This is a genomic window from Mesorhizobium huakuii (assembly GCF_014189455.1).
Classification (GTDB): Bacteria; Pseudomonadota; Alphaproteobacteria; order Rhizobiales; family Rhizobiaceae; genus Mesorhizobium; species Mesorhizobium huakuii_A.
Window position 1 is genome coordinate 2,724,553 of sequence record NZ_CP050296.1, and the last position, 21,174, is coordinate 2,745,726.

Below are 21,174 nucleotides of genomic sequence, written 5' to 3' on the forward strand. Positions count from 1 at the left end.
CTTTTATGAACATCCTCGAACGCGACCCGTCAGACCCACGCCGCAGGCCGATCAACCCCGGCTTGAAGCTGCTGCTTGAGCTTGGGCCCGGCCTGGTGTTCTTCTTCACCACGATCCGCGGTGAATGGCTGGCCGAAAAGTTCCCGATCCTGACCCATCTCGGCGAGCCAATCCTGATCGCCACCGCATTTTTCATGGTCGCGACGGCACTGTCGCTTAGCGCGTCCTGGGCGCTGACGCGCAGCCTGCCGCTCATGCCGCTGGTGTCGGCGATCGTCGTTTTCGGGTTCGGCGCGCTGGCGCTCTACCTGCAAGACAAGACCTTCGCCTTCATGAAGCCGACCATCATCAACACGTTGTTCGGCGTCACGCTGCTCGGGGGCTCGCCTTCGGCAGGTCGCTGCTCGGCTATGTCCTTGATTCCGCCTTCCAGCTTGATGCCGAGGGCTGGCGCAAGCTGAGTTTTCGGTGGGGGCTGTTCTTCCTATTCCTGGCCGTGCTCAACGAGGTGGTGTGGCGCAATTTTTCGGAAGAGACCTGGGTTTATTTCAAGTTCTGGGGCACAGTTCCCATCACCTTGCTGTTCACCTTCAGCCAGATGCCGCTGATTATGCGTCACTCGCTTGAGGAAAAACCCGAGGAAGAGCAGGCCGGCGAATAGAGCAATTCCAGAAAAAGTAGCCAGCGGTTTCCGTCTGGGATTGCGTCAGATGAAGAGGGGCGAGATGGACTTCATCACCACGCGCGAGGAATTGCGGACGATCTACAAGACGCCCCGGCCCACCGACGGTTCGATCCGCAAGGAATTGAAGGCGCTTGACGGCCATTGCCGCTCCTTCATCGGCAAGAGCCCCTTCGTGCTGATCGGCTCATCAGACGGCGAAGGCAATGCCGACGTGACGCCTAAAGGCGACAAGCCCGGTTTCGCCGCCATTCTCGACGACAGGACCATCGCCATCCCCGACCGGCCCGGCAACAACCGGCTGGATACGCTGGAGAACATCCTGCGCAATCCTTCGGTCGGGCTGCTCTTCCTGATCCCCGGCATGAACGAGACGCTGCGCGTCAACGGCGATGCCCGCATCACCGTCGACGCCGGTTTGCGCGAGCGCCTCGCCGTCGACGGCAAGGAGCCGCAGAGCGTCGTCGTGGTTACGGTCAAGGCCGCCTACATGCATTGCGCCAAGGCCTTCATGCGCTCCGATCTGTGGAAGCCGGACACCTGGTACGACCGCGCGACGCTGCCGACACTCGGCCAGATCCTGCGCGACCAACTGGCGCTCGCCGATTCCGTCGAGGCGACCGATCGCTGGCTCGACGACGATTACAAGCAGACCATGTGGTAGGCTTTTGCGGACGCGATTCGTCCGAACTGGCTTCACCCACCTTGCTGAACATCCTCGCCATCTCCGGCAGCCTGCGCGCGGCCTCCACCAATTCGGCCCTGGTCGCAGCACTGGCGCGCAACGCGCCGGCAGGCTGCCGCGTCACCGTCTATGACGGGCTCGGCCGCCTGCCGATCTTCAACCCCGACGACGAGGGCGAGCGCACGCCGCGCGAAGCAGCCGACCTGATCGACGCCGTCACCGCCGCCGACGGCATCATCGTCTCCTGTCCCGAATATGCCCATGGTGTGCCGGGCGGGCTGAAGAATGCACTCGACTGGCTGGTCTCGCGCGACGCCGCCGTCGCCAAGCCCGCCATGCCAGTGCACGCCTCGCCGCGCTCGCTCTATGCCCGCGCCGCGCTGGCCGAGATCATGCGGACGATGTCGTTTGCGATGTATGAGGACGGGCTGGAAATTGCCCTGCTCGGCAAGAGGCCGCCGGAGGTGGAGGCTATTTTGGCTGAGCCGGGAAACGTGTTGGCGATGCGCAATGCGCTCACGGCCTTCGCGGAGTTCATTCGGACGCCCTGAGCGGCGGTCGCTCTTCCTTCTCCCCTTGTGGGCCTGTTGCGCAGTTACTGGGAGGAACGGCGGGGGAACAGGATCAGCGGGCTATTGCTGGTTCTTAGGGGTTGAGGTCTGGTTTCGATGTTTGAGGTGGCGGTTCGGCCTTGGCTGGCCGGATTGTGGACGCACCTATCCCGTGATGGCGGCCCATCGGCGCATGTTGAAAGCGATGGCCGCCATTGTCACCTGACCAGCAGCCTTGGCCAACCCGATGTAGCGGATCGTGGTCAGCTTCATGCGGTTCTTGAGCGTGGCGAAGGTGGTCTCCACCGCTGCTCGCCGTCTGGCGATCAGGCGATTGTAGTGCTTGAGCCGCGGCGGCAGCGCATGATGCTTGTTGGGGCGCCGTGCAATGCGCACCTTCTTGCCGGCCGCCCTGAGCCGAGCACGGCGGGCATGGGTGTCATAGGCTGCGTCTGCCCATACCGTCTTCTCATCACCGCAGATCAAGTGATCAGCCACGACCGTGTCGTTGACGTTGGCCGGTGTCGTGATCACCGTGCGGATCAGGCCAGAGCCTTCATCCACCCCGACATGAGCCTTGTAGCCGAAGGTAAGGCCGCTCTTGCCCTTGCGTGCTGTGACGCGGGCGTCCGTATCCTGCGACGGCCGCTCGGGTGTCGGCGGCGTCGAGACCGCATCAATCAGCGTGGCATCCAGCATCGTACCGCGCTTCAGGATCACGCCGGCCTTCTCCAACTGCCGGTCCAGTTCGCCAAACAGCTTCTCCATCAGCCCTTCGCTGACAAGCAGATTGCGAAAACGCGACAGCACCGTGTGGTCGGGGATTGTATCGTCCAGCCCCAGCCCAGCAAAGCGCCGGAACGACAGCCGATCGCCCAGCGCTTCCTCTAACTCGCGATCCGACAGTCCGTAGAGCGATTGCAGCAACAGTGCCTTGAACAACACCAGCGGCGGCCAGGCAGCTCGACCCGGTCCACCATCGCGCAGCGCATTAAGCAGCTTCTCGAACCGGTACCACTTCACCAGACCCGACAGACGGTCGAGTGGCGAAGAACCCCCCGTCAGCTTGTGGCCCAGAAAGGCCTCCGCCAAGCTCAACTGTCCAGTCTGCTTCACCGCCATCGCGATTCCTCCGAGCTCCCTCTCAGAGAATCACAACCAGCGAATTACGCAACAGGCCCACAAGGGGAGAAGGAAGAGGCGTCTAAGCCGCCGCCAGCCTCCCAGCCGCGACATAGTCCTGCAGCCAGACCAGCACCCGGCCCCAGCCCTCGGCATGCTCGGCCGCCGCATCGCTTAGCCCGGCAAAGCCGCCATGGCAGATGGTGAGGCGCGTGCCGGTGGCGGTCGGCTGCAGCAGCCAGGCGACCGTGGTTTGCCGCCGGCCAAGCGTCGGATGGTCCCAAACATAGGCCCGCGTCTGCACGATCCGGCGCGGCGCTTCGATCTCGAGGAATTCGCCGCCGGCCGGCAGGTCCCTGCCGTCGGCCGTGCGGACGACAACGGTCCAGCGGCCGCCGACGCGGAGGTCGGCCGACCAGTCGGCCATCCGGTAGGTGTCGGAGGACCCCCACCATTGCTCGACCTCGTTGCTGACCAACGCCTTGAAGATGCGTTCCGCAGGCGCTTCGATCTCGGCGGATGCCATGATCGTCTCGCCATTGGTCATGCTCTGTACCCCGAGAACGTGCATCATCGGTGCCTCCGCATCCGTTTTGTTTCGGTATCGAAACGAGCCTTTCACCCTTTCGACGGCGGGCGCTCGAAACCCTTGCCGGTCTCGAGCAGGCTCTTGAGACTCGCCAGCACCAGCGGCCAGCCCTTGCTGACATTCGGGATCAGCCGGTGCGGCCCGTCGGCCTCGTGGGTGACGGCAAGTTTCAGCTCGCCGTCCTGTTCGATGGCGAAAGTGCAGCGCGTGTAGCCGTCTTCCTTGATCTCCGGCATCCATTCATTGCGCCACTTGATGACCAGGCGTCGCGGCGGGTCGATCTCGAGGATCTCGCCCGAGTCGGCGACGCGGCCGTCGGGGAAGATCAGTTTCCAGCTGGAGCCGACCTTCCACTCGCTCTCCTGATAGGAGCAGAGGAAGAACTGCCGGTTGAATTCCGGGTCGGTCAGCGCCTCCCAGAGCTTTTCGGCCGTGGTGCGGATGTAGGTCACGTAAACAAAGCTGTTGCTCATCAGTCTTCCCTTTCGAGGCGTTTCTTCAGATCACTCAATGCGTCCAGCCGATGGCGCTCGAACTTGCCGATCCAGCGCTCGGCGATCTCGTTGATCGGAACCGGGTTGAGGTAGTGCTGCTTCTCGCGTCCCTTGCGGATGGTGGTGACGAGGTTGGCCTCCTCCAGGATCGCCAGGTGCTTGGTCACCGCCTGGCGTGTCATGTCCATCTCCGCGCACAGCGCGTTCAGCGTCTGCCCGTTCCTGGCATGGAGTTTGTCCAGCAATTGCCGGCGTGTCGGGTCGGCCAGGGCGCGAAAGACGTCATCCATGCTCATGGCTTTAATATGCAACCATTTGGTTGCATGTCAAGCGGCAAAATCGCGCGCCGATGACGACCGGATGCGGCCAAGGGAGAAAAAAGTCAGCCGTTGCGGGAGAACCAGAAGGCGTCGGCCGTGCGTTTCATGCCGATGCGTTCGTAAAAGCCGACGGCGTCGGGCATGGAGATCAGGCTGATGGCGACCGACGGGCCGAGCTGCCGCCGCGCCTCGTCCATCAGGCCTTTGCCAATGCCAAGCCCTTGCGCCGATTGGGAGACGGCGAGTTCGGAGATATAGCAGACCCAGGCAAAGTCGGTGACGGCGCGCGCCACGCCGATCAGCGGTTTGCCCTCGATATCGAGACGCGCGGTCAGCACCAGATTGGCGCCGGACAGCATCGCCTGCAGCCTGGCGGGATCATCGACAGGCCGTGTCTTGCCGAGACCGGATTCCACCAGCACCTTGCGGAATTCGGCGATGCCGAGCGCGGGTTCGCGGGCGTAGAGGACATGGGAGTTTTCAGCCATGCCGGCCAGACTGCACCATCGGCCGGCGAATTCGAAGCCGCCTTCGCGTAGTGCCCTTGTGCCAGTGCGCACGAACAGTTGCCTTTTATTTGCCCTCGGCTTTGTGTAAACGGAGCTTCAGCAAATCCCCCGCAACGAAAACACGGGCCAAAGCCATGGAAAAATTCACCAAGCTCACCGGCGTCGCCGCTCCCATGCCGATCGTCAATGTCGACACCGACATGATCATCCCGAAGGATTATCTCAAGACGATCAAGCGCACCGGGCTCGGCACCGGCCTGTTCGCCGAAATGCGCTACAAGGACGATGGTTCGGAAAACCCGGATTTCGTGCTCAACAAGCCGGCCTACCGCAAGGCGCAGATCCTGGTCGCCGGCGACAATTTCGGCTGCGGCTCGAGCCGCGAGCACGCGCCGTGGGCGCTGCTCGATTTCGGCATACGCTGCATCATCTCGACCTCGTTCGCCGACATTTTCTACAACAACTGCTTCAAGAACGGCGTGCTGCCGATCACCGTCAGCCCCGAGGATCTCGAGAAGCTGATGGATGACGCCTCGCGCGGCTCCAATGCCACTTTGTCGATCGACCTCGAAGCCAAGGAAATCCGTGGCCCCGATGGCGGCGTTGTCACCTTCGACCTCGACGACTTCAAGCGGCACTGCATGCTCAACGGCCTCGACGATATCGGCCTGACCATGGAGAAGGCCGGCGCCATCGCCTCGTTCGAGAAGCGCAACGCCGAACAGCGCCCCTGGGCCTGAGCGGCACCATCCGACGGATAGGCCCGGCTCTTTCAGGCCGGGCTCGTGGCGACTGAGGGAGGGACAGTCATGACACGTTCGCTTCTAGCCGGCGTTTGCGGGCTGGTCTTGTTGCTGGCGCCCATGGCTGGCGTCGATGCGCAGACGCAGACGCCTGCCGCGCAGCAGACACCCGCGGCAGCCCAGAAGCCGGCCGACCAGCCAGCGACCGACCAGGGAGCGTCGAGCACCAGCGACGCGGCGCCCGCCGACGGTGACAAGCAGGCGCCGATAGCGTTCGAGGGCGGCCAATTGACCATCACCCAGCCGGAGCAGGATGGCGAGAAGGTACTCGCCTATGACGGCAAGCAGCTGGCCAGCAATTACGATGTCTTCTTCGACAAGATCGTGAAGATCGGCGACGTCAACGTGGCGCTGGTCGATGTCGGCGACGGCGGCAATCAATGCGGCCCGGCCAAGGTGATCGTCTGGAAGCCGAAGGACGGCGAGATCAAGACCACGACGGTCGAGCAGGACGAATGCGGCGCCCCGCCGGCCGCGATCGCCGACGACGCCATCTATTTCGTGCCTTACCTGCTGCCCGGCGAGATAAAGGCGGCGCTGCAATGGTCGCCGACCGAAGGCCTGACGACCTCCGGCAACCTCGCCTATACGCCGGAACCCGGCACCGACTGGAAGGATGTCGATCCGGCGAAGTATGAGAACATCATCGATGCCTTCCACAACGAGGCTGTGTACAAGGCGGCCAAGGCGCTGCTCGGCGACACCATGCCCGACATGGCGACCAGCCTGCTGGTCGGCGGCGGTACGGAAAAGACCGCTTCAGGCGCCTTCTATGCCACAGGCTGCGTGCCGCATGATTGCGGCGGCAATGACGGCTTCATGGCGGTCGACCCGGCCAAGCACAAATTGTACTTCGCCCGCCGCGGCGACAATGGAGAGCCGAACGCCTGGCCGGCGGTGACGACATGGCCGGCCGATGTGAAGGAAGCGCTGGACAAGGCGTTGGGCTCGGCGAACTGATTGCACGTTTTGCGCGCGGTCAGGGTGCTTTCACCTTGGAGGAATATGATGGTGCGGTCACCTCTGGCGGTCCCTCGCGGGCTGGCTTTTGTGCTGATACCCGTTGCCAGCGTGTTTTCACAAACGCAGGCAGTCGGCGCGGCCGACAAGTCGACAGTGATTTCGTTCGAAGGCGGTCAACTGACCATCACCCAGCAAAAGCGATACGGCGAAAAAGTGCTGGCCTTCGACGGCAAGGAGTTGGCCCGCAATTATGAGGTCGACATCGACAAGATCGTCGACCTTGGGAATGTGAGGGTGGCGCTTGTCAATGTCGCCGACGGCGGCAATCTGTGCGGCCCAGCCAAAGTGATTGTATGGAAGCCGAAAGGCGGCACCATCCAGAGCACCAAGGTGGAGCAAGACCGATGCGGTGCACCGGCGGCCGCAATATCCAACGGTGTGATTTATTTCGTGCCTTACCTGATGCCGGGTGCTTCGAAACCTCTGCAGCAATGGTCGCCATTCGAAGGGCTCATCACCTCGGGCAATGTGATCTATACGCCTGAACCGGGCACAGGGTGGAAAGATATCGATTCTTCAAGAATCGACATGATCGAAATCTTTCGTAACGAAGGCGTCTACAAGGAGGCCGAAAATCTGCTCGGCGAGAAGGTGACCGAGATCGCGACCCACATGATTGTCAGCGATGGCATAGACAAGACGGAGTCTGGGGTCTTCTATGCCAGCGGCTGCGCCCCGCACAATTGCGGGGTCGACACCTTCATGGCAGTCGATCCGAACAGGCAAAAGTTGTTTTTTGCCCAACTGAACGGCGAGCCAGAACCGGATACGTGGCCTGCGGTGAAGGCTTGGCCGGCCGACGTCGCGGAAGCCATGGACAAGGCGCTGGGGTGGGCAAAATAGGCCCTTAACAAGGTACCGCACACCGCGCCGTCGTCATCCCGGCTTGACGCGAGCGTCGAGACAACAGTCAACTCCGCGTGGCCTATGGTCGGAAAGCTTTCGTCCTTTCAAGATAACCGAAACGATCTTGCGAGGCCCTCATGCGTAAATTGATCTCCACCGGCTCACCGTTCGAAAAGACCGCCGGCTATTCGCGTGCCGTGGTGCAGGGCGACTGGTGCTTTGTATCCGGCACGACCGGCTACGATTATGCGACAATGACGATGCCGGAAACCGTTGAGGCGCAGACGCGCAATTGCCTGGCGACGATCGGCAAGGCGCTTCACGATGGCGGCTTCGACATGGCCGACGTGGTGCGGGCGCGTTATTACATCACCGACCAGGCGTTCGTGGACGTGGTCTTCCCGATCCTGGGCGAAACATTCGGCGACATCAGGCCGGCGGCGACGATGATCGTCTGCCAGCTCAACAAGCCGGAAATGAAGATCGAGATCGAAGTGACCGCGCTGCGGCGGACGGCATGAAGGTCCGGCGCATCGTAGCCAATATCGAGACATCAGATATCGCGGCGGCCAAGCGCTTCTATCAGGATGTGCTCGGCCTCGACCTGCTGATGGATCACGGCTGGATCGCCACCTATGGCTCGCAAGAAAAAATGGATGTGCAGATCAGCTTTGCCGAGCAAGGCGGCTCCGGCACGCCGGTGCCCGACCTGTCGATCGAGGTCGATGATGTCGAAGCCGCACTCGAAGGCATGAAGGCCGCCGGCTTCGCCATCGAATACGGACCGGCCGACGAACCCTGGGGCGTGCGGCGCTTCTATGTGCGCGATCCCTTCGGCCGGCTGGTTAACATTCTCTCGCATCGGTGAAGGGTGCTTCTCAACGCCAGGCTTGCGCGCCGAGCGCTTGGCGTTTAGCAAGGCGCCGGTTCAAATCTTTCTGGGACGGTTTTCTCCATGGCAACGAAGCATCTTTTCCTGCTCCCCGGCGACGGCATCGGCCCCGAGGCCATGGCGGAGGTCAAGAAGCTGATAGCGGCCATGAACGAAAAGCTCGGCAGCGGCTTCGTCACCGATGAGGGCCTGGTCGGCGGCTGCGCCTACGATGCACATGGCGCGGCGATCTCCGACGCCGACATGGCCAAGGCGATGGCGGCCGACGCGGTGCTGTTCGGCGCGGTCGGCGGTCCGAAATGGGATGCCGTGCCTTACGAGGTGCGCCCCGAGGCCGGCCTGCTGCGGCTGCGCAAGGACATGGAGCTGTTCGCCAATCTGCGCCCCGCCATCTGCTACCCGGCGCTGGCCGCGTCGTCCTCGTTGAAGCAGGAGGTGGTCGAGGGTCTCGACATATTGATCGTGCGCGAGCTCACCGGCGGCGTCTATTTCGGCGAGCCCAAGCAGATCATCGATCTCGGCAATGGCCAGAAGCGCGGCATCGACACGCAGGTCTACGACACGTTCGAGATCGAGCGGATTTCCGGCGTCGCCTTCGAGCTCGCGCGGACGCGTCGCAACCATGTCACCTCGATGGAAAAGCGCAACGTCATGAAGTCGGGCGTGCTGTGGAACGACGTCGTCACCCAGACCCACAAGGCCCGCTACTCCGACGTCAAGCTCGACCACATGCTGGCTGACGCCGGCGGCATGCAGCTGGTGCGCTGGCCAAAGCAGTTCGACGTCATCGTCACCGACAATCTGTTCGGCGACATGCTGTCCGACATCGCCGCCATGCTGACCGGCTCGATCGGCATGCTGCCGTCGGCCTCGCTCGGCGCGCCCGACGTGAAGACCAAGAAGCGCAAGGCGCTCTACGAGCCGGTGCACGGCTCGGCGCCCGATATTGCCGGCAAGGGCATCGCCAACCCGATCGCCATGATCGCGTCCTTCGCCATGTGCCTGCGCTATTCCTTCGGCATGGTCGATGAAGCCGACAGGCTGGAAGGCGCCATCGCCGCCGTGCTCGATCAGGGCCTGCGGACGAAGGACATTTTCTCGCCGGGCATGACCGAGGTCGGCACGGTCGAGATGGGCGACGCGATCATCGCCAAGTTCCTGGGTTAACCCGGGACAGGTTCACTCAGCGGATTTCGCCGGCCAGCTGCTGCAGCAGGCCGACGAGTTGCGCCTCGTCCACCGGTTCGAAAAAGGCCGCGTCGGCTGCCTCGACGGCGACGATGGCGCGCTGTGCGGCAGCCGCCCCGGTTGGGGTGACGCGGATCACCTTGGCGCGGGAATCCCTGGGGTCGGCCTCCCGTGCGATCAGCCCTTTCGCTTCCAGCCGGGCAACAACGTCCGACGTCATCTTCACCTCGGTGCCGGCCTGAGCGGCGAGTTGCACCTGGTTGGGCGGCTCGCCATTGCGGCCGAGCCACATGGCCGAGGCCAGTAGCACGAACTGGACATGTGTCAGGTCGAGCGGCGTCAGCGCCGCCGTCATGACGCGCTGCCAGCGCATTGTGGTTCGCCACAACAACAAGCCGGGGCTCTCCGAAGGTCCGCTGAAGCGCGTCTTCAAATCCTGTCCATCAGCCACCGTTCGCCAACTCCTTTGCCTGCTCGAACAATTTAGCCATCGACACGTCGAAATCGCCGCTGATCTGCGGGCCGAGTTCGGGTCCGACCTCTGCTGCCGAGGGGCCGGAAATTTCCAGCCGGTGCGTCACCTGCGTGCCACCTTCGACGGGGACCAGCGTATGCCTGAACAGCAATTTCGTGTCACCGAACGTGGTCTCGTCGGCATAGGTGACGTTATCGACGAGATCGACGATGGTCGATTCAAACGTGTCCTGCCCGACCGGTGTCACCGAAACACGGGTGCCCTTGGCGAACGGGCCATGCAGCACGAAAGTGTCGGACCCTTCATAGGTCAGGCGACCTTCATGCAAGGCCTTCAGCGCATTCCAGATGGCGGCTGCGGGAAGCGAGGAAATCGCGGTGTATTCATTGCTCCACATTGTCTTGGCTCCATTCATCCTGGTCGACCGATTATTCGATCTGCGCACAGATTATCTGTGCACAGACTAAATTGCAATAGGAATCTTGCTGCTCCGCCTGGATGGTATCAACTCATTGTTTTTATGCAGTTCCGAACGGCATGCCGCCGACGTCGCTAAACCCTGACCCCCGCCGGCACCGGCCCCCACTGGTTTTCGCGTCCCTGTGTCGGGATCAGTGCGAAGACCAGGATGATCAGGCTGCCGAAGGTCGGGATCAGGATGAGCAGGCAGAGCCAGCCGGTCAGGCCGAGGTCGTGCAGGCGGCGCACGATCATGCCCAGGCTGGGCAGGAAGGTGGCCAGCAGGAACATGCCGAAAAGCCCGACCGTCATCGCCGGCACCTCAGAACTGTCGAAATTGCCGATCTCGGCATCGGTGAAAACGCCGACGCCGATGATCACCAGCAACGCGATCGTCCAGAACAGGCAATAGCCCCAATATTCCTTGCGCCGGGCGCGGCCGGCGAAATTGAAGTAGTTCTGCGTCACGCCGCGCCAGAAGTAACCCCAGAGATCGGTAGGCTCGGCCGGCTCGGCGGCCCGGCCGAAATTCTGTGCCTGCGCTGCGCCGGACGCAGGTGCGGGGCTGGCTTGCGCCGGTGCGGCGCTGGTGGCGGCGTCGGCGGCCGGACTTGCGGCCTGGGCGGCGATCGGAAAAACGTCGCGCGCCTGGCCGCCGCCCGCCTGGAATTCGACCGCCGTCCCTTTGGGCATCGTAGTTTGCCGGCGAAGGTTCTCGCGGGTGAAGGTGTAGCGGTTGCCGTCGGCTCCGGTGATGAAGCCGAAACCCTGGTCCTCGTCATAGTGGAGCACTTCGCCGCGCATCACCCGCCCCCTTTATCGCCACGTCCCTGCAAAGGTGTGGCACAAGGCCGAGCCTGCGGGCAAGGCCCCGCGCCGTGGCTACCATATCAGCGGCAAATCAAGCATAAGGTTCACGTGCAGCCGTCTTCGCCAAGGCAGACAATGACAGTCGAGCATTCTGATGCCAGCGCCGCGACCGAGGGCGGGCTGGTTGTCAATCCTCCTACACTAGCCATCGACGCCACCGGCCTGATGTTCTGGCCGCCCGGCAAGGGCCTGGCGGGCATTCCGCGGGTGGAAAGCTTTCTCGTCAACGCGGCGTTGGTGGATCCCGACCCGGCTGTGCAGGTGGTGGCGTTCAGGCCCTGGGAAGGCCGGTTCCGGCCGCTTGCTCCCTATGAACTGGACCATGTCGCGGCGGGCGAGATTTCCCCGCATCGTGTCAAACCATGGCCGGGAAAGCGCGCGGCGCTGTCGCAGGCCTTCGAGGCGGTACGGCAGCAGCCTTGGGACAGGCCTGAGACGGACAGCCACCTGGCCAAGACGGTGACCAACGGCGGCAAGGGGACCACTTACCAGGCGACGCGGCTGTTGATCCGCGCCTATCGTCTGTACCAGCGGGCGAGGATCCGGTCGGGTTTACGCCAGGACGCTCCGAGCCAGGCCCCCGAGACGGAACCCGGCCTTGTATTGATCAGTCATCACATCCTGACGCAGGAGGACCGGTCCGCCGTTTCTGGCGCCGCCGGCAAGCTTGCCTTCCTGTGCCACGATATCATCCCGGCATTGCGCCCTGACCTGCTCGGCTCGAGCACCAGCGAGCGCCGCTTCGGCTCCTATCTCGAGCAGCTCGTGCGCAGCGGTGCCCCGGCGTTCTGCGCCTCCGACGAGGTCGGCGCGACGCTGACCGAGCATATGCGCAAGGCCGGCATCGCCGCGCCGGCGGTGTACCGCTTTCCGATGCCCTCGATCCTGCACGAGACGGCATCGCGCATGGGCAAGACCTCGCGCATCGAGGCCGGTGAGCCGTTCGTGCTCTACTGCTCGACAATCGAAGTGCGCAAGAACCACATATTGCTAGCGCGGATCTGGCAGCAGGCATTGGAAGACGGCGTCAAGCTGCCAAGGCTTGTCTGCGCCGGGCGCTGGGGCTGGATGATCGAGCCGTTGCGCGCCTATCTCAAGGCGCATCCCGAACTGCTCCAATCGGTCACTTTCACCGGACTGGTCAGCGACGAGCAGCTCATCCAATATTACCGCAGCGCCACTTTCGGCGTCTTTCCCTCGCATATAGAGGGCTGGGGCTACGGCGCCTCGGAATGCCTCGATTTCGGCGTTCCGGTCATCGTCTCGACCACACCGTCGCTGATCGAGGCGAGCGGCGGGCTGATGCCGGCGATCGATTCCGAAGACCAGCAGGGTTGGTACGCGGCGATCCGCAAGATGGCCGACGACCATGCCTGGCGCTCCTCGCTGGTGGAGCGCATCGCCCAAAACCACCGGCCGACACCGGCATCGGCAAGCTGGGCCGCCATCAAGGCCGGCCTGAAGAGCGCGTCCCGCCGCTTGTAGATCTTACGAGGGCCGTTTCGCCTTCTTGTGCTTTGGCGGGCCGGCATTGTCGAATTTCGGCTTGCCCGGCTTTTTCGCCCACGGCTTTGCCTCATGCGCGGCTGCCGGGCGCTGGTCGGCTGAAGCCGGTGCACGCTTTTCGAATTTGCGCTTCGGCGCGCTCGGGTCGAACGGCGCCTTGCCGCGATGCGGCTTCTTGTCGGGGCTCGGCGGCTGATAGCCGGCCCGCGACAGGTCCGGCGTGCCGTCCAGCCGCTTCACCACGATGTTGCCCTGCAATTTGCGGTCGGGTCCGATGGCGGCGAGAAAACGCTCGGCCCAGTCCGCGGCGATCTGCACGAAGGTTTCTTCCGGCTGCATCTTGATGGCGCCGATCTCGCGCTTCGAGATGCTGCCGGTGCGGCACAGCATCGGGATCAGCCAGCGCGGCTCGGCATTCTGCCGGCGGCCGACCGACAGCGAGAACCAGACGCTGGCGCCGAAATCGTCGCGGCGGCTCGGCGCCTCGTCGCGCGGCGCGAATTTTTCGCCCGCCGGTCTTTCACGCGCCAATCCTTCACGCGAGGGCGTGAAGGGTGCTACGTCCATCAGATCCTCGGGCGCCGAGCGGCTGGCGCGGCACTGGCGCACGAAGGCCGCGGCCACCTGCTCGGCGCCATGTTTGGCGAGCAGCGCGTCGATGAAGGTCCGCTCATCGTCCTTCACCGGCTCGTCGAAGGCCGGGTCGGCGAGAATGCGCTCGTCGTCGCGGCGGATCACGTCGTCGGCCGAGGGCGGGCTTGCCCAGGTCGCCTTGAGGCCGGCATTCTGCAACAGCCGCTCGGTGCGCCTGCGGGCGCTGCCCGGCACGATCAGCGCGCTGACGCCCTTGCGCCCGGCGCGGCCGGTGCGGCCGCTGCGGTGCAACAGCGTTTCCGGATTGGTCGGCAGGTCGGCGTGGATGACCAGTTCGAGATTGGGCAGGTCGATGCCGCGTGCCGCGACGTCGGTGGCGATACAGACTTTGGCGCGGCCGTCGCGCATCGCCTGCAGGGCGTGGCTGCGCTCGTTCTGGCTGAGCTCGCCCGACAGCGCGACCACGGAAAAATTGCGGTTGTTGAAGCGCGCGGTCAGATGGTTGACGGCGGCGCGCGTGTTGCAGAACACCAGCGCGTTCTTCGCCTCATAGAAACGCAGCACGTTGATGATGGCGTTCTCGCGGTCGGCCTGGGCGACGCTGAGCGCCCGGTATTCGATGTCGAGATGCTGCTTTTCCTCGCCGGCGGCCGAGATGCGGACGGCATCGCGCTGATAGCCCTGGGCCAGCGTGGCGATCGAACGCGGCACGGTGGCCGAGAACATCAGCGTGCGGCGTTCGGCCGGGGCGGCGTCGAGGATGAATTCAAGGTCTTCGCGAAAACCGAGATCGAGCATCTCGTCGGCCTCGTCGAGCACCACGGCCCTGAGCGCCGACATGTCGAGCGATTGCCGTGTGATGTGGTCGCGAAGGCGGCCGGGCGTGCCGACGACGATATGGGCGCCGCGCTCCAGCGCGCGGCGCTCGGTGCGCATGTCCATGCCGCCGACGCAGGACGCCACGGTGGCGCCGGTCGGCTCGTAGAGCCATTCCAGTTCACGCGTCACCTGCAGCGCCAGCTCGCGCGTCGGCGCCACCGCCAGCGCCAGTGGTGCCGTGGCCGCGCCAAAGCGCTCGGCGCCGTCGAGCAGCGTCGGCGCCATGGCAAGGCCGAAGGCCACGGTCTTGCCCGAACCGGTCTGCGCCGAGACCAGCGCATCGGCCTGGCCAAGCTCCAGCACGGCCTTCTGCACCGGCGTCAGTTCGGAATAGCCGCGTTTTTCCAGCGCCTGTGCCAGCGCCGGGACGATACCTTCAAAGTTGGACATCTCGCTCTTTCGGAATTCAGGGGTCTGCGCTCATCATGGAGCACGAGCCGGGGCCGGCGCCGCGCCAGCCAAACAATCTTGGCCGTTCGTACTTCTTGGCGTCGCTCTTGTACAGGGAGAGCCGCACCGGTTCTTCCTTCTCCCCTTGTGGGAGAAGGTGGATCGGCGCGCAGCGCCGAGACGGTTGAGGGGTGGGTGACGGAGTGCCGTCGGCGCCAAGCTGGAGCACCCCTCATCCGGCCTCGCTTCGCGAGGCCACCTTCTCCCGCAAGGGGAGAAGGAAGAGAGGCCGCCAATTGACTCCTGCCGCAAACCGCGTAAAAGCCCGCTTCGAACGGGATCGTTTTTCGATGCGCGGCCTTTTGATGGCTCTTCTTGCATTCGACGCCCCCAGCCACAATGTAAAGCATTGGGCCGGGCGCTTAGACGTGTCCGTCCGTTCCAGCAAAACCATGGCCAAAACCACCACCAAAACCACCACCAAAACGGTGTGATTCCCTTGGCCTAACCACCCTCTCCCGGGTTCGGCCCGGGGGACGGAACCCGCATTGGCCGGCGGGTTTTCTCCAACAAACCAAGCGGAGAGGGACAGGAGATCTTTATGAGTTTCAAGGTTGCAGTCGTCGGCGCCACGGGAAATGTGGGCCGGGAAATGCTCAACATACTGGAAGAGCGCGGCTTTCCGGTAAGCGAAGTCGTGGCGCTGGCGTCGCGGCGCAGCCAGGGCACGGAAGTGTCGTTCGGCGACCGCACGCTGAAGGTCAGGACGCTCGACCAGTATGATTTTTCCGACACCGACATCTGCGTCATGTCGGCAGGCGGCAACGTCTCCAAGGAATGGTCGCCGAAGATCGGCAAGCAGGGCTGCGTCGTCATCGATAATTCGTCGGCCTTCCGCTACGACCAGGACGTGCCGCTGATCGTGCCGGAAGTGAACCCGGACGCGATCTCGCTGTTCACGCGCAAGAACATCATCGCCAACCCGAACTGCTCGACGGCGCAGCTGGTGGTGGCGCTGAAGCCGCTGCATGACTTCGCCACCATCAAGCGCGTCGTCGTCGCCACCTACCAGTCGGTGTCGGGCGCCGGCAAGGAAGGCATGGACGAGCTGTTCACGCAGACCCGCGCGGTGTTCGTCGCCGACCAGGTCGACGTCAAGAAGTTCACCAAGCGCATCGCCTTCAACGTCATTCCGCATATCGACGTCTTCCTCGACGATGGCTTCACCAAGGAAGAGTGGAAGATGGTCGCCGAGACCAAGAAGATGCTCGATCCCAAGATCAAGCTGACGGCGACCTGCGTGCGCGTGCCGGTGTTCATCGGCCATTCGGAAGCGGTCAACATCGAGTTCGAGAAGCCGATCACCGCCGACGAGGCACGCGATATCCTGCGCGACGCGCCCGGCTGCCAGGTCTTGGACAAGCGCGAGGACGGCGGCTACATCACGCCGCTGGAATCGGCCGGCGAGGATGCCACCTTCATCTCGCGCATCCGCGAGGATTCGACCGTCGACAACGGCCTGTCGATGTGGGTCGTCTCCGACAATCTGCGCAAGGGCGCGGCGCTGAACGCCGTGCAGATCGCCGAGCTCCTGGTCGAGCGCGGCCTGATCCAGCCGAAGAAGAAGGCGGCCTGACGGCGGTTTAGCTTTCGCTCACGGGCCGTATCGCCGCTGCCGCGGCGGGCCCTCCGCGAGGGCGCCGGACGACCGGCGGCCCGCGGTCCTGGGCTTATGGCGCCCTTTCCTTCTCCCCCTGTGGGAGAAGGTGGATCGGCGCGCAGCGCCGAGACGGTTGAGGGGTGCGTGACGGAGTGCCGTCATTGCCAAGCTGGAACACCCCTCATCCGACCTCACTTCGTGAGGCCACCTTCTCCCACAAGGGGAGAAGGGAAAGCGCGCACCTGCCCCTCAGATTGAGCTTACTTATGAACGGTACTCGGCCTGTCACTCTGCGTCCGGCCATCGGCTCGGACGCTGCTCCCATTGCAAAAATCATGCGGGCAGCACTTGCTTCCTTCGACTGGATGCCGGTCATCCACACGCCGGTCGAAGACCTCTTTTTCATCCGCGATATCGTGCTGCCACGGCAGCAGGCGACAGTCGCCGAAGCGGGCGAGCAGATCATCGGTTTCATCGCCGTCAGCGACGAATGGGTGGAACAACTCTATCTCGACCCGACCTGGACAGGACAAGGCATCGGCAGCCGGTTGCTGATCGACGCCACCGCTGCCCTGCCGGTCGCGAAACTGCACTGCTTCCAATCCAACACCGGAGCCCGGCGCTTCTACGAGCGCCATGGCTTTCGCGCGGAAGCGTTCGGCGACGGCACGACCAACGAGGAAGGTCTGCCTGATATCTTGTATGTCCGCAGACTCTAATTTCAGCCAGCGCTGTCCTTTGGCGAGCTGGCGCAGCAGCCCCAACGCCTCCTCCGCCCGCTCCGCCGGAACGAACAGATGATCGTGATAAAACGCCGAGACCGGATTGACGCCCATGCCGGCGGCGGCGAGGCGCGTGGTGATGGCGGCGAGGAAGCCGACGGCTTCCAGCGATGAGTGGATGTTCAGCGTGATCATCCGGCAGCGAAACGAGGCGGCCAGCCCGGCTGTCTTTGCCGCGTCCTCCGTCACGATCAGCGTCGTGCCCTCGCGCTCGCGAAACACCATCACCGGGTCGAGGCCATCGGGTGGGGAAATGCCCGGCGCCAGCGTGGCGAAGACATGGATGCCGTCGAGCAATTCCGGCGTCATGGATGCCAACAATGTCTTCAGATCGGTCTCGCCGGTCATTTCTCTCGCCTGAATGGGAATGGTCAGCAGGCTCCCTAATATCCGCAACCCGCACATGCCGATAGCCGGCGCAACGCGCACGACATGGCGATGTCGCTGGCGGCTGGGCTTGCGGGCCTGTCGCATCGCACAATACAGAAGCTGAGGGCCGACGCCGGTCCGTGAAAGGCCGTCCATGATCGTTCGCCCGCGCCCAAACTTCCTGCAGCTGTTCTTCATCATGCGCGGCTCCGTGGTGCCGCGCATCCTGCCGCAGATTTTTGGGTTCGCCATCTATTCGGCGGTCATCCTGGCTCTGGCGCGATGGTTCGAGCTCGATCTCGGCGTCTTCAACATCACGCCGTTCGGCCTGGTCGGCGTGACGCTGTCGATCTATCTGTCCTTCCGCAACAACGCCGCCTATGACCGCTGGTGGGAGGCGCGTAAGCTGTGGGGCGCGCTGGTCTTCGAAATCCGCAATCTGGCGCGCGCCACGACCAGTCTCATTCCCGACCCGGCCGAACAGCGCGCCTTGCTGATGGAGGCGCTGGCCTTCTGCCACTTCCTGCGCGGCCAGTTGCGCAAGATCGACAGCATCAAGGACGCCCGCGCCTTCATCGACACTGAGGCGGAGGCGGTCGCGAATTTCGCCAATCCGGCCGACGAGATGGTTAGGCGCATGGGCCGCCGCGCCAATGCGCAGCGGCGCTCGGGCGACGTCGATCCGATCGGCTTCCGCATCCTCGATGAAAGGCTGGCGTCGATGTCAGCTATCCAGGCCGGCTGCGAGCGGATCGCCGGTACGCCCCTGCCTTTCGCCTATACGCTGCTGGTGCACCGCACGGCCTATATCGTCTGCCTGCTTCTGCCGATCGGGCTGATCTCGACCACCGGCTGGGCGACGCCGCTGTTCACGGCGCTGATCGCCTACACCTTCTTCGGCCTCGACGCACTTTCGGAGGAGCTCGAGGACCCGTTCGGCACCGAAGCCAACGACCTCGCGCTCGACGGCCTGTGCCGCGTTTGCGAAATCTCGGTGTTCGAGGCGCTGGGGGAAACGCCGCCAAAAATGCTTCCGGCCGAGAAGTTTTATTTCTCCTGAAATCCGGTCCGGCTTGCCTGCCGGCCAAAGGACGGACCGAAAAAGCCCAGCCCCCTGTAGGATTGCCGCCTCATGCCGCGTCCTTGGTTTGACCCCGGCGAAAGGGGTTCGAACCATCAGGAGGGACCACCAATGAGCATTTCCGAAACCGCGCTTGTCTCGTCCGGCGCCCTGTGGACCGGCCGCGTGCTCAGCGGCCTCATCATCCTGTTCATGATCTTCGACGGCGCCATCAAGCTGCCGCCGCTCGACATCGTCACCCAGACGATGGTGCCGCTGGGCTGGCCGGCAGATCCGAATGTCGCGCGCTTGCTCGGCGTCATAGGCCTGACCGCAACGGCGCTCTACGCCTTGCCGCGCACTTCGGTGTTCGGCGCCATCCTGCTCACCGCCTATATGGGCGGGGCCATCGCCACCAATGCGCGGATCGGCAATCCGCTGTTCTCGCACACGCTGTTCGGCGTCTATCTCGGCATCATCCTGTGGGGTGGCCTCTATCTGCGCAACCCCAGGGTGCGCGAGCTGATCCCATTCAGCCGATAGTTTCACTGTTTTGACGCAATTCCCTAGGGAAAGCGCTATGCGCTTTTCCCGGGAAAACCGCTTCACACTTTTCTGCTTAAGGAGAGAAAAATGTTCAGCACCATCCTCATCATCCTGGTCGTCATCATCGCCGCCGTCCTCGTCTATGCCGCAACCCGGCCCAATGACTTCGTCACCACCCGCACCGCCACCATCAAGGCTTCGCCGGAAGCGATCTTCCCGCTGATCAACGATTTCAGCCGCTGGCCGACATGGTCGCCTTATGAAAAACTCGACCCCGACATGAAGCGCACGCTCTCCGGCGCGCAAAGCGGCAAGAGCGCCGTCTATGCCTGGGAAGGCAATGGCAAGGCCGGCAAAGGGCGCATGGAGATCGTCAATTCGGTGCCGTCGTCGCTGGTTTCACTCAAGCTCGATTTCGAGAAGCCGTTCCGCGCCAACAACAGTGTCGACTTCACCTTGACGCCATCGGGCGAGAACACCGCCGTCAGTTGGGCGATGCGCGGCAGCCGGCCCTTCATCGCCAAGCTGATGGGCCTGTTCATGAATTTCGACACACTGATCGGCCGGGATTTCGAGGTCGGCCTCGCCAATCTGAAGCGCAACACCGAGGCATGATCCGATTGCACACAGCCGCTCGCCGGAAGTCGCCTGAGCGAGCGGCGTCGCTATCTTCATCCTCTCTCGGATCAAATTAGCCGGCTGCGAGTTAAGCACTTGGCGGCGAGACGGCGACCCGCGTGTGAGAGGAATGATAATGAAGAAAATCTTGACCATTCTGGTATTGGCGACGGCCCTGGGCGCATGCTCGCAAACAGAGAAAGGCGCTGCTGTGGGCGGCCTTGGTGGTGCCGCGATCGGCGCAGCCGTGGCCGGAGATCCGGTCCAGGGTGCAGTCGTCGGCGGTGCGGTTGGCGCCGTTGCGGGTGCCCTGATTGGGCACGCCAGCGAAAGCGGCCAATGCCGCTACCGAGACCGTCACGGCCGTGTCTATGTCGACCGCTGCCCGAGCGGCTACTGATCAGGCTACGCGAAGTCTGGAATAGCAAAACGGCGGGCACAGGCCCGCCGTTTTGTCGATGCGATGAAGCAATATTTATTCGGCAGTAGCGGCTTCCGCCTCGGCGGGAGCCGCGGCAGCGGCCGCCACGGCGGCGGCGGCGTCTTCCTGAGCCTTCTTCAGCAAAGCGGCGCGTTCCTGCGCCTTCTTGCCCGGCTCGGCCTTCTTCGGGTTGGAGCGGGCGTCGCGCTTGGCAAGGCCGGCCTCATCGAGGAAGCGCAGCACGCGGTCGGTCGGCTGGGCGCCATGCGACAGCCAATGCTTGACGCGGTCGGCATCGACCTTGACGCGCTCGCCGTCCTTCGGCAGCAGCGGGTTCCACGAGCCGAGCGACTCGATGAACCGGCCGTCGCGCGGCGAACGGGCGTCGGCGACGACGACGTGGTAGTAAGGACGCTTCTTCGAGCCCGCACGGGCCAGTCTGATCTTCAGTGCCATTTCTTTATCTCCTAAAAGCTCTGATTTGGTTTGATATGTTTGACTGAGATTTCAGCCGGTTTTCATCACGCCGTTGGCAGCGGCGATCTGTTCGTGGTGGCGGATCACTTCGCGGACGACGAAGTTGAGGAATTTCTCCGCGAAATCGGGGTCGAGATGCGCGTCCTTGGCCAGCTGGCGAAGACGGGCGATCTGCTGCTGCTCGCGCGCCGGGTCGGCCGGCGGCAGGCCGTGCTCGGCCTTCAGCACGCCGACCGCCTTGGTACAGCGGAAGCGCTCGGCCAGCATGTGGATGAGGGCGGCATCGATGTTGTCGATCGAGGCGCGGTAGCCGGCCAGGATGGTGCGTGCGTCGGCCATGTCTTTTTCTTCGTTCATAGCGTCC

Annotated in this window: 27 protein-coding genes and 2 pseudogenes; 17 read left to right on the top strand and 12 right to left on the bottom strand. The window is 63.6% G+C overall.

What is annotated here, in order from left to right:
• Positions 1 to 5 precede the first annotated feature (5 nt).
• From HB778_RS13525 to HB778_RS13535, 3 genes and pseudogenes are all read left to right on the top strand, one after another.
• Positions 6 to 661 (top strand): annotated as a pseudogene (locus tag HB778_RS13525) (septation protein A).
• A 64-nt stretch (positions 662 to 725) separates the two neighbouring features.
• Positions 726 to 1,346: a pyridoxamine 5'-phosphate oxidase family protein gene (locus HB778_RS13530; RefSeq protein WP_183465079.1), complete on the top strand. Its 621-nt coding sequence runs from the start codon at positions 726 to 728 to the stop codon at positions 1,344 to 1,346.
• A gap of 41 nt (positions 1,347 to 1,387) precedes the next feature.
• The gene (locus tag HB778_RS13535) at positions 1,388 to 1,918 is read left to right on the top strand and encodes an NADPH-dependent FMN reductase (RefSeq protein WP_183464342.1); all 531 of its coding nucleotides are present in this window, start codon (positions 1,388 to 1,390) and stop codon (positions 1,916 to 1,918) included.
• Positions 1,919 to 2,083: 165 nt separating this feature from the next.
• Here the strand turns inward: HB778_RS13535 and HB778_RS13540 are convergent, their stop codons facing one another.
• The 5 genes from HB778_RS13540 to HB778_RS13560 all read right to left on the bottom strand — a co-directional run bounded on the left by HB778_RS13540 (position 2,084) and on the right by HB778_RS13560 (position 4,931).
• Positions 2,084 to 3,040: an IS5 family transposase gene (locus HB778_RS13540; RefSeq protein ID WP_183458334.1), complete on the bottom strand. Its 957-nt coding sequence runs from the start codon at positions 3,038 to 3,040 to the stop codon at positions 2,084 to 2,086.
• An 82-nt stretch (positions 3,041 to 3,122) separates the two neighbouring features.
• Positions 3,123 to 3,614: an SRPBCC family protein gene (locus HB778_RS13545; protein ID WP_183464343.1), complete on the bottom strand. Its 492-nt coding sequence runs from the start codon at positions 3,612 to 3,614 to the stop codon at positions 3,123 to 3,125.
• A gap of 44 nt (positions 3,615 to 3,658) precedes the next feature.
• Positions 3,659 to 4,102, bottom strand: coding sequence for an SRPBCC family protein (locus HB778_RS13550; RefSeq protein WP_183464344.1), 444 nt, complete (start codon positions 4,100 to 4,102; stop codon positions 3,659 to 3,661).
• Complete coding sequence (locus HB778_RS13555) at positions 4,102 to 4,413, bottom strand: ArsR/SmtB family transcription factor (RefSeq protein WP_183465080.1); 312 nt, start codon at positions 4,411 to 4,413, stop codon at positions 4,102 to 4,104. Before HB778_RS13555 ends, HB778_RS13550 begins: the two co-directional genes overlap by 1 nt.
• Before the next feature lie 92 nt (positions 4,414 to 4,505).
• Positions 4,506 to 4,931, bottom strand: coding sequence for a GNAT family N-acetyltransferase (locus tag HB778_RS13560; RefSeq protein ID WP_183465081.1), 426 nt, complete (start codon positions 4,929 to 4,931; stop codon positions 4,506 to 4,508).
• A 155-nt stretch (positions 4,932 to 5,086) separates the two neighbouring features.
• On the opposite strand from HB778_RS13560, the gene leuD reads away from it, so the two are divergent.
• From leuD to leuB, 6 genes are all read left to right on the top strand, one after another.
• On the top strand, positions 5,087 to 5,692 hold the full coding sequence (leuD, locus tag HB778_RS13565; RefSeq protein ID WP_183464345.1) for a 3-isopropylmalate dehydratase small subunit: 606 nt from the start codon (positions 5,087 to 5,089) through the stop codon (positions 5,690 to 5,692).
• A gap of 69 nt (positions 5,693 to 5,761) precedes the next feature.
• Positions 5,762 to 6,715, top strand: coding sequence for a hypothetical protein (locus HB778_RS13570; RefSeq protein ID WP_183464346.1), 954 nt, complete (start codon positions 5,762 to 5,764; stop codon positions 6,713 to 6,715).
• Between the two features lie 48 nt (positions 6,716 to 6,763).
• A complete protein-coding gene (locus tag HB778_RS13575) occupies positions 6,764 to 7,621 on the top strand; it encodes a hypothetical protein (RefSeq protein WP_183464347.1) in 858 nt (285 codons plus the stop codon).
• Positions 7,622 to 7,761: 140 nt separating this feature from the next.
• Positions 7,762 to 8,145: a RidA family protein gene (locus tag HB778_RS13580; RefSeq protein WP_183464348.1), complete on the top strand. Its 384-nt coding sequence runs from the start codon at positions 7,762 to 7,764 to the stop codon at positions 8,143 to 8,145.
• Positions 8,142 to 8,492 carry a VOC family protein gene (locus HB778_RS13585; protein ID WP_183464349.1) on the top strand — a complete coding sequence of 117 codons (351 nt, stop codon included), beginning with the start codon at positions 8,142 to 8,144 and terminating at the stop codon, positions 8,490 to 8,492. The genes HB778_RS13580 and HB778_RS13585 overlap by 4 nt, the downstream gene beginning before the upstream one ends.
• Before the next feature lie 87 nt (positions 8,493 to 8,579).
• Positions 8,580 to 9,683 (top strand): 3-isopropylmalate dehydrogenase, encoded by a 1,104-nt coding sequence (gene leuB / locus HB778_RS13590; protein ID WP_183464350.1) that lies wholly within the window; start codon positions 8,580 to 8,582, stop codon positions 9,681 to 9,683.
• A gap of 16 nt (positions 9,684 to 9,699) precedes the next feature.
• Here leuB and HB778_RS13595 read toward each other — a convergent pair whose 3' ends face one another.
• The 3 genes from HB778_RS13595 to HB778_RS13605 form a co-directional block, all read right to left on the bottom strand.
• Positions 9,700 to 10,077 carry a MarR family winged helix-turn-helix transcriptional regulator gene (locus HB778_RS13595; RefSeq protein ID WP_244571290.1) on the bottom strand — a complete coding sequence of 126 codons (378 nt, stop codon included), beginning with the start codon at positions 10,075 to 10,077 and terminating at the stop codon, positions 9,700 to 9,702.
• A gap of 70 nt (positions 10,078 to 10,147) precedes the next feature.
• Positions 10,148 to 10,576: a polyketide cyclase gene (locus tag HB778_RS13600; RefSeq protein ID WP_140891644.1), complete on the bottom strand. Its 429-nt coding sequence runs from the start codon at positions 10,574 to 10,576 to the stop codon at positions 10,148 to 10,150.
• Between the two features lie 155 nt (positions 10,577 to 10,731).
• On the bottom strand, positions 10,732 to 11,442 hold the full coding sequence (locus HB778_RS13605) for a DUF805 domain-containing protein (protein ID WP_183464351.1): 711 nt from the start codon (positions 11,440 to 11,442) through the stop codon (positions 10,732 to 10,734).
• A gap of 141 nt (positions 11,443 to 11,583) precedes the next feature.
• On the opposite strand from HB778_RS13605, the gene HB778_RS13610 reads away from it, so the two are divergent.
• A complete protein-coding gene (locus HB778_RS13610; protein WP_183464352.1) occupies positions 11,584 to 12,993 on the top strand; it encodes a glycosyltransferase in 1,410 nt (469 codons plus the stop codon).
• 3 nt (positions 12,994 to 12,996) lie between these two features.
• Here HB778_RS13610 and HB778_RS13615 read toward each other — a convergent pair whose 3' ends face one another.
• On the bottom strand, positions 12,997 to 14,877 hold the full coding sequence (locus HB778_RS13615; protein WP_183464353.1) for a DEAD/DEAH box helicase: 1,881 nt from the start codon (positions 14,875 to 14,877) through the stop codon (positions 12,997 to 12,999).
• Positions 14,878 to 15,173: 296 nt separating this feature from the next.
• Between HB778_RS13615 and HB778_RS13620 the strand changes: the two genes are divergently transcribed.
• From HB778_RS13620 to HB778_RS13630, 3 genes are all read left to right on the top strand, one after another.
• Positions 15,174 to 15,371 (top strand): hypothetical protein, encoded by a 198-nt coding sequence (locus tag HB778_RS13620; RefSeq protein ID WP_183465335.1) that lies wholly within the window; start codon positions 15,174 to 15,176, stop codon positions 15,369 to 15,371.
• 107 nt (positions 15,372 to 15,478) lie between these two features.
• Positions 15,479 to 16,513 (top strand): aspartate-semialdehyde dehydrogenase, encoded by a 1,035-nt coding sequence (locus tag HB778_RS13625; RefSeq protein WP_183464354.1) that lies wholly within the window; start codon positions 15,479 to 15,481, stop codon positions 16,511 to 16,513.
• Positions 16,514 to 16,902: 389 nt separating this feature from the next.
• Complete coding sequence (locus HB778_RS13630) at positions 16,903 to 17,256, top strand: GNAT family N-acetyltransferase (protein ID WP_244661981.1); 354 nt, start codon at positions 16,903 to 16,905, stop codon at positions 17,254 to 17,256.
• A gap of 12 nt (positions 17,257 to 17,268) precedes the next feature.
• Here the strand turns inward: HB778_RS13630 and HB778_RS13635 are convergent.
• Positions 17,269 to 17,667 (bottom strand): annotated as a pseudogene (locus tag HB778_RS13635) (ACT domain-containing protein); the annotation flags it as partial.
• 175 nt (positions 17,668 to 17,842) lie between these two features.
• On the opposite strand from HB778_RS13635, the gene HB778_RS13640 reads away from it, so the two are divergent.
• The 4 genes from HB778_RS13640 to HB778_RS13655 all read left to right on the top strand — a co-directional run bounded on the left by HB778_RS13640 (position 17,843) and on the right by HB778_RS13655 (position 20,312).
• Positions 17,843 to 18,748, top strand: coding sequence for a bestrophin family protein (locus tag HB778_RS13640; protein WP_183464355.1), 906 nt, complete (start codon positions 17,843 to 17,845; stop codon positions 18,746 to 18,748).
• A 132-nt stretch (positions 18,749 to 18,880) separates the two neighbouring features.
• On the top strand, positions 18,881 to 19,291 hold the full coding sequence (locus HB778_RS13645; RefSeq protein WP_183464356.1) for a DoxX family protein: 411 nt from the start codon (positions 18,881 to 18,883) through the stop codon (positions 19,289 to 19,291).
• Positions 19,292 to 19,381: 90 nt separating this feature from the next.
• Entirely contained in the window at positions 19,382 to 19,909 is a 528-nt protein-coding gene (locus HB778_RS13650; protein WP_183464357.1) for an SRPBCC family protein, read from the top strand.
• Positions 19,910 to 20,048: 139 nt separating this feature from the next.
• On the top strand, positions 20,049 to 20,312 hold the full coding sequence (locus HB778_RS13655; protein ID WP_183464358.1) for a YMGG-like glycine zipper-containing protein: 264 nt from the start codon (positions 20,049 to 20,051) through the stop codon (positions 20,310 to 20,312).
• 75 nt (positions 20,313 to 20,387) lie between these two features.
• On the opposite strand, the gene rpsP is transcribed toward HB778_RS13655, so the two are convergent.
• Both rpsP and HB778_RS13665 read right to left on the bottom strand, forming a co-directional pair.
• A complete protein-coding gene (rpsP, locus tag HB778_RS13660; RefSeq protein WP_010912392.1) occupies positions 20,388 to 20,789 on the bottom strand; it encodes a 30S ribosomal protein S16 in 402 nt (133 codons plus the stop codon).
• Positions 20,790 to 20,840: 51 nt separating this feature from the next.
• Entirely contained in the window at positions 20,841 to 21,167 is a 327-nt protein-coding gene (locus HB778_RS13665) for a chorismate mutase (protein ID WP_096451779.1), read from the bottom strand.
• Positions 21,168 to 21,174: the final 7 nt, after the last annotated feature.

Excerpts from the sequence above, each read along its gene's own strand:
- HB778_RS13625 (WP_183464354.1), top strand. The coding sequence starts at position 15,479 with ATGAGTTTCAAGGTTGCAGTCGTCGGCGCCACGGGAAATGTGGGCCGG.
- HB778_RS13555 (WP_183465080.1), bottom strand. The coding sequence starts at position 4,413 with ATGGATGACGTCTTTCGCGCCCTGGCCGACCCGACACGCCGGCAATTG.
- HB778_RS13585 (WP_183464349.1), top strand. The coding sequence starts at position 8,142 with ATGAAGGTCCGGCGCATCGTAGCCAATATCGAGACATCAGATATCGCG.
- HB778_RS13540 (WP_183458334.1), bottom strand. The coding sequence starts at position 3,040 with ATGGCGGTGAAGCAGACTGGACAGTTGAGCTTGGCGGAGGCCTTTCTG.
- HB778_RS13645 (WP_183464356.1), top strand. The coding sequence starts at position 18,881 with ATGAGCATTTCCGAAACCGCGCTTGTCTCGTCCGGCGCCCTGTGGACC.
- HB778_RS13640 (WP_183464355.1), top strand. The coding sequence starts at position 17,843 with ATGATCGTTCGCCCGCGCCCAAACTTCCTGCAGCTGTTCTTCATCATG.
- HB778_RS13605 (WP_183464351.1), bottom strand. The coding sequence starts at position 11,442 with ATGCGCGGCGAAGTGCTCCACTATGACGAGGACCAGGGTTTCGGCTTC.
- leuD (WP_183464345.1), top strand. The coding sequence starts at position 5,087 with ATGGAAAAATTCACCAAGCTCACCGGCGTCGCCGCTCCCATGCCGATC.
- HB778_RS13630 (WP_244661981.1), top strand. The coding sequence starts at position 16,903 with ATGCCGGTCATCCACACGCCGGTCGAAGACCTCTTTTTCATCCGCGAT.
- HB778_RS13545 (WP_183464343.1), bottom strand. The coding sequence starts at position 3,614 with ATGATGCACGTTCTCGGGGTACAGAGCATGACCAATGGCGAGACGATC.
- leuB (WP_183464350.1), top strand. The coding sequence starts at position 8,580 with ATGGCAACGAAGCATCTTTTCCTGCTCCCCGGCGACGGCATCGGCCCC.
- HB778_RS13595 (WP_244571290.1), bottom strand. The coding sequence starts at position 10,077 with ATGCGCTGGCAGCGCGTCATGACGGCGGCGCTGACGCCGCTCGACCTG.
- HB778_RS13615 (WP_183464353.1), bottom strand. The coding sequence starts at position 14,877 with ATGTCCAACTTTGAAGGTATCGTCCCGGCGCTGGCACAGGCGCTGGAA.
- HB778_RS13610 (WP_183464352.1), top strand. The coding sequence starts at position 11,584 with ATGACAGTCGAGCATTCTGATGCCAGCGCCGCGACCGAGGGCGGGCTG.
- HB778_RS13600 (WP_140891644.1), bottom strand. The coding sequence starts at position 10,576 with ATGTGGAGCAATGAATACACCGCGATTTCCTCGCTTCCCGCAGCCGCC.
- HB778_RS13575 (WP_183464347.1), top strand. The coding sequence starts at position 6,764 with ATGGTGCGGTCACCTCTGGCGGTCCCTCGCGGGCTGGCTTTTGTGCTG.
- HB778_RS13570 (WP_183464346.1), top strand. The coding sequence starts at position 5,762 with ATGACACGTTCGCTTCTAGCCGGCGTTTGCGGGCTGGTCTTGTTGCTG.
- HB778_RS13665 (WP_096451779.1), bottom strand. The coding sequence starts at position 21,167 with ATGAACGAAGAAAAAGACATGGCCGACGCACGCACCATCCTGGCCGGC.
- HB778_RS13550 (WP_183464344.1), bottom strand. The coding sequence starts at position 4,102 with ATGAGCAACAGCTTTGTTTACGTGACCTACATCCGCACCACGGCCGAA.
- HB778_RS13580 (WP_183464348.1), top strand. The coding sequence starts at position 7,762 with ATGCGTAAATTGATCTCCACCGGCTCACCGTTCGAAAAGACCGCCGGC.
- HB778_RS13650 (WP_183464357.1), top strand. The coding sequence starts at position 19,382 with ATGTTCAGCACCATCCTCATCATCCTGGTCGTCATCATCGCCGCCGTC.
- HB778_RS13655 (WP_183464358.1), top strand. The coding sequence starts at position 20,049 with ATGAAGAAAATCTTGACCATTCTGGTATTGGCGACGGCCCTGGGCGCA.
- rpsP (WP_010912392.1), bottom strand. The coding sequence starts at position 20,789 with ATGGCACTGAAGATCAGACTGGCCCGTGCGGGCTCGAAGAAGCGTCCT.
- HB778_RS13560 (WP_183465081.1), bottom strand. The coding sequence starts at position 4,931 with ATGGCTGAAAACTCCCATGTCCTCTACGCCCGCGAACCCGCGCTCGGC.
- HB778_RS13530 (WP_183465079.1), top strand. The coding sequence starts at position 726 with ATGGACTTCATCACCACGCGCGAGGAATTGCGGACGATCTACAAGACG.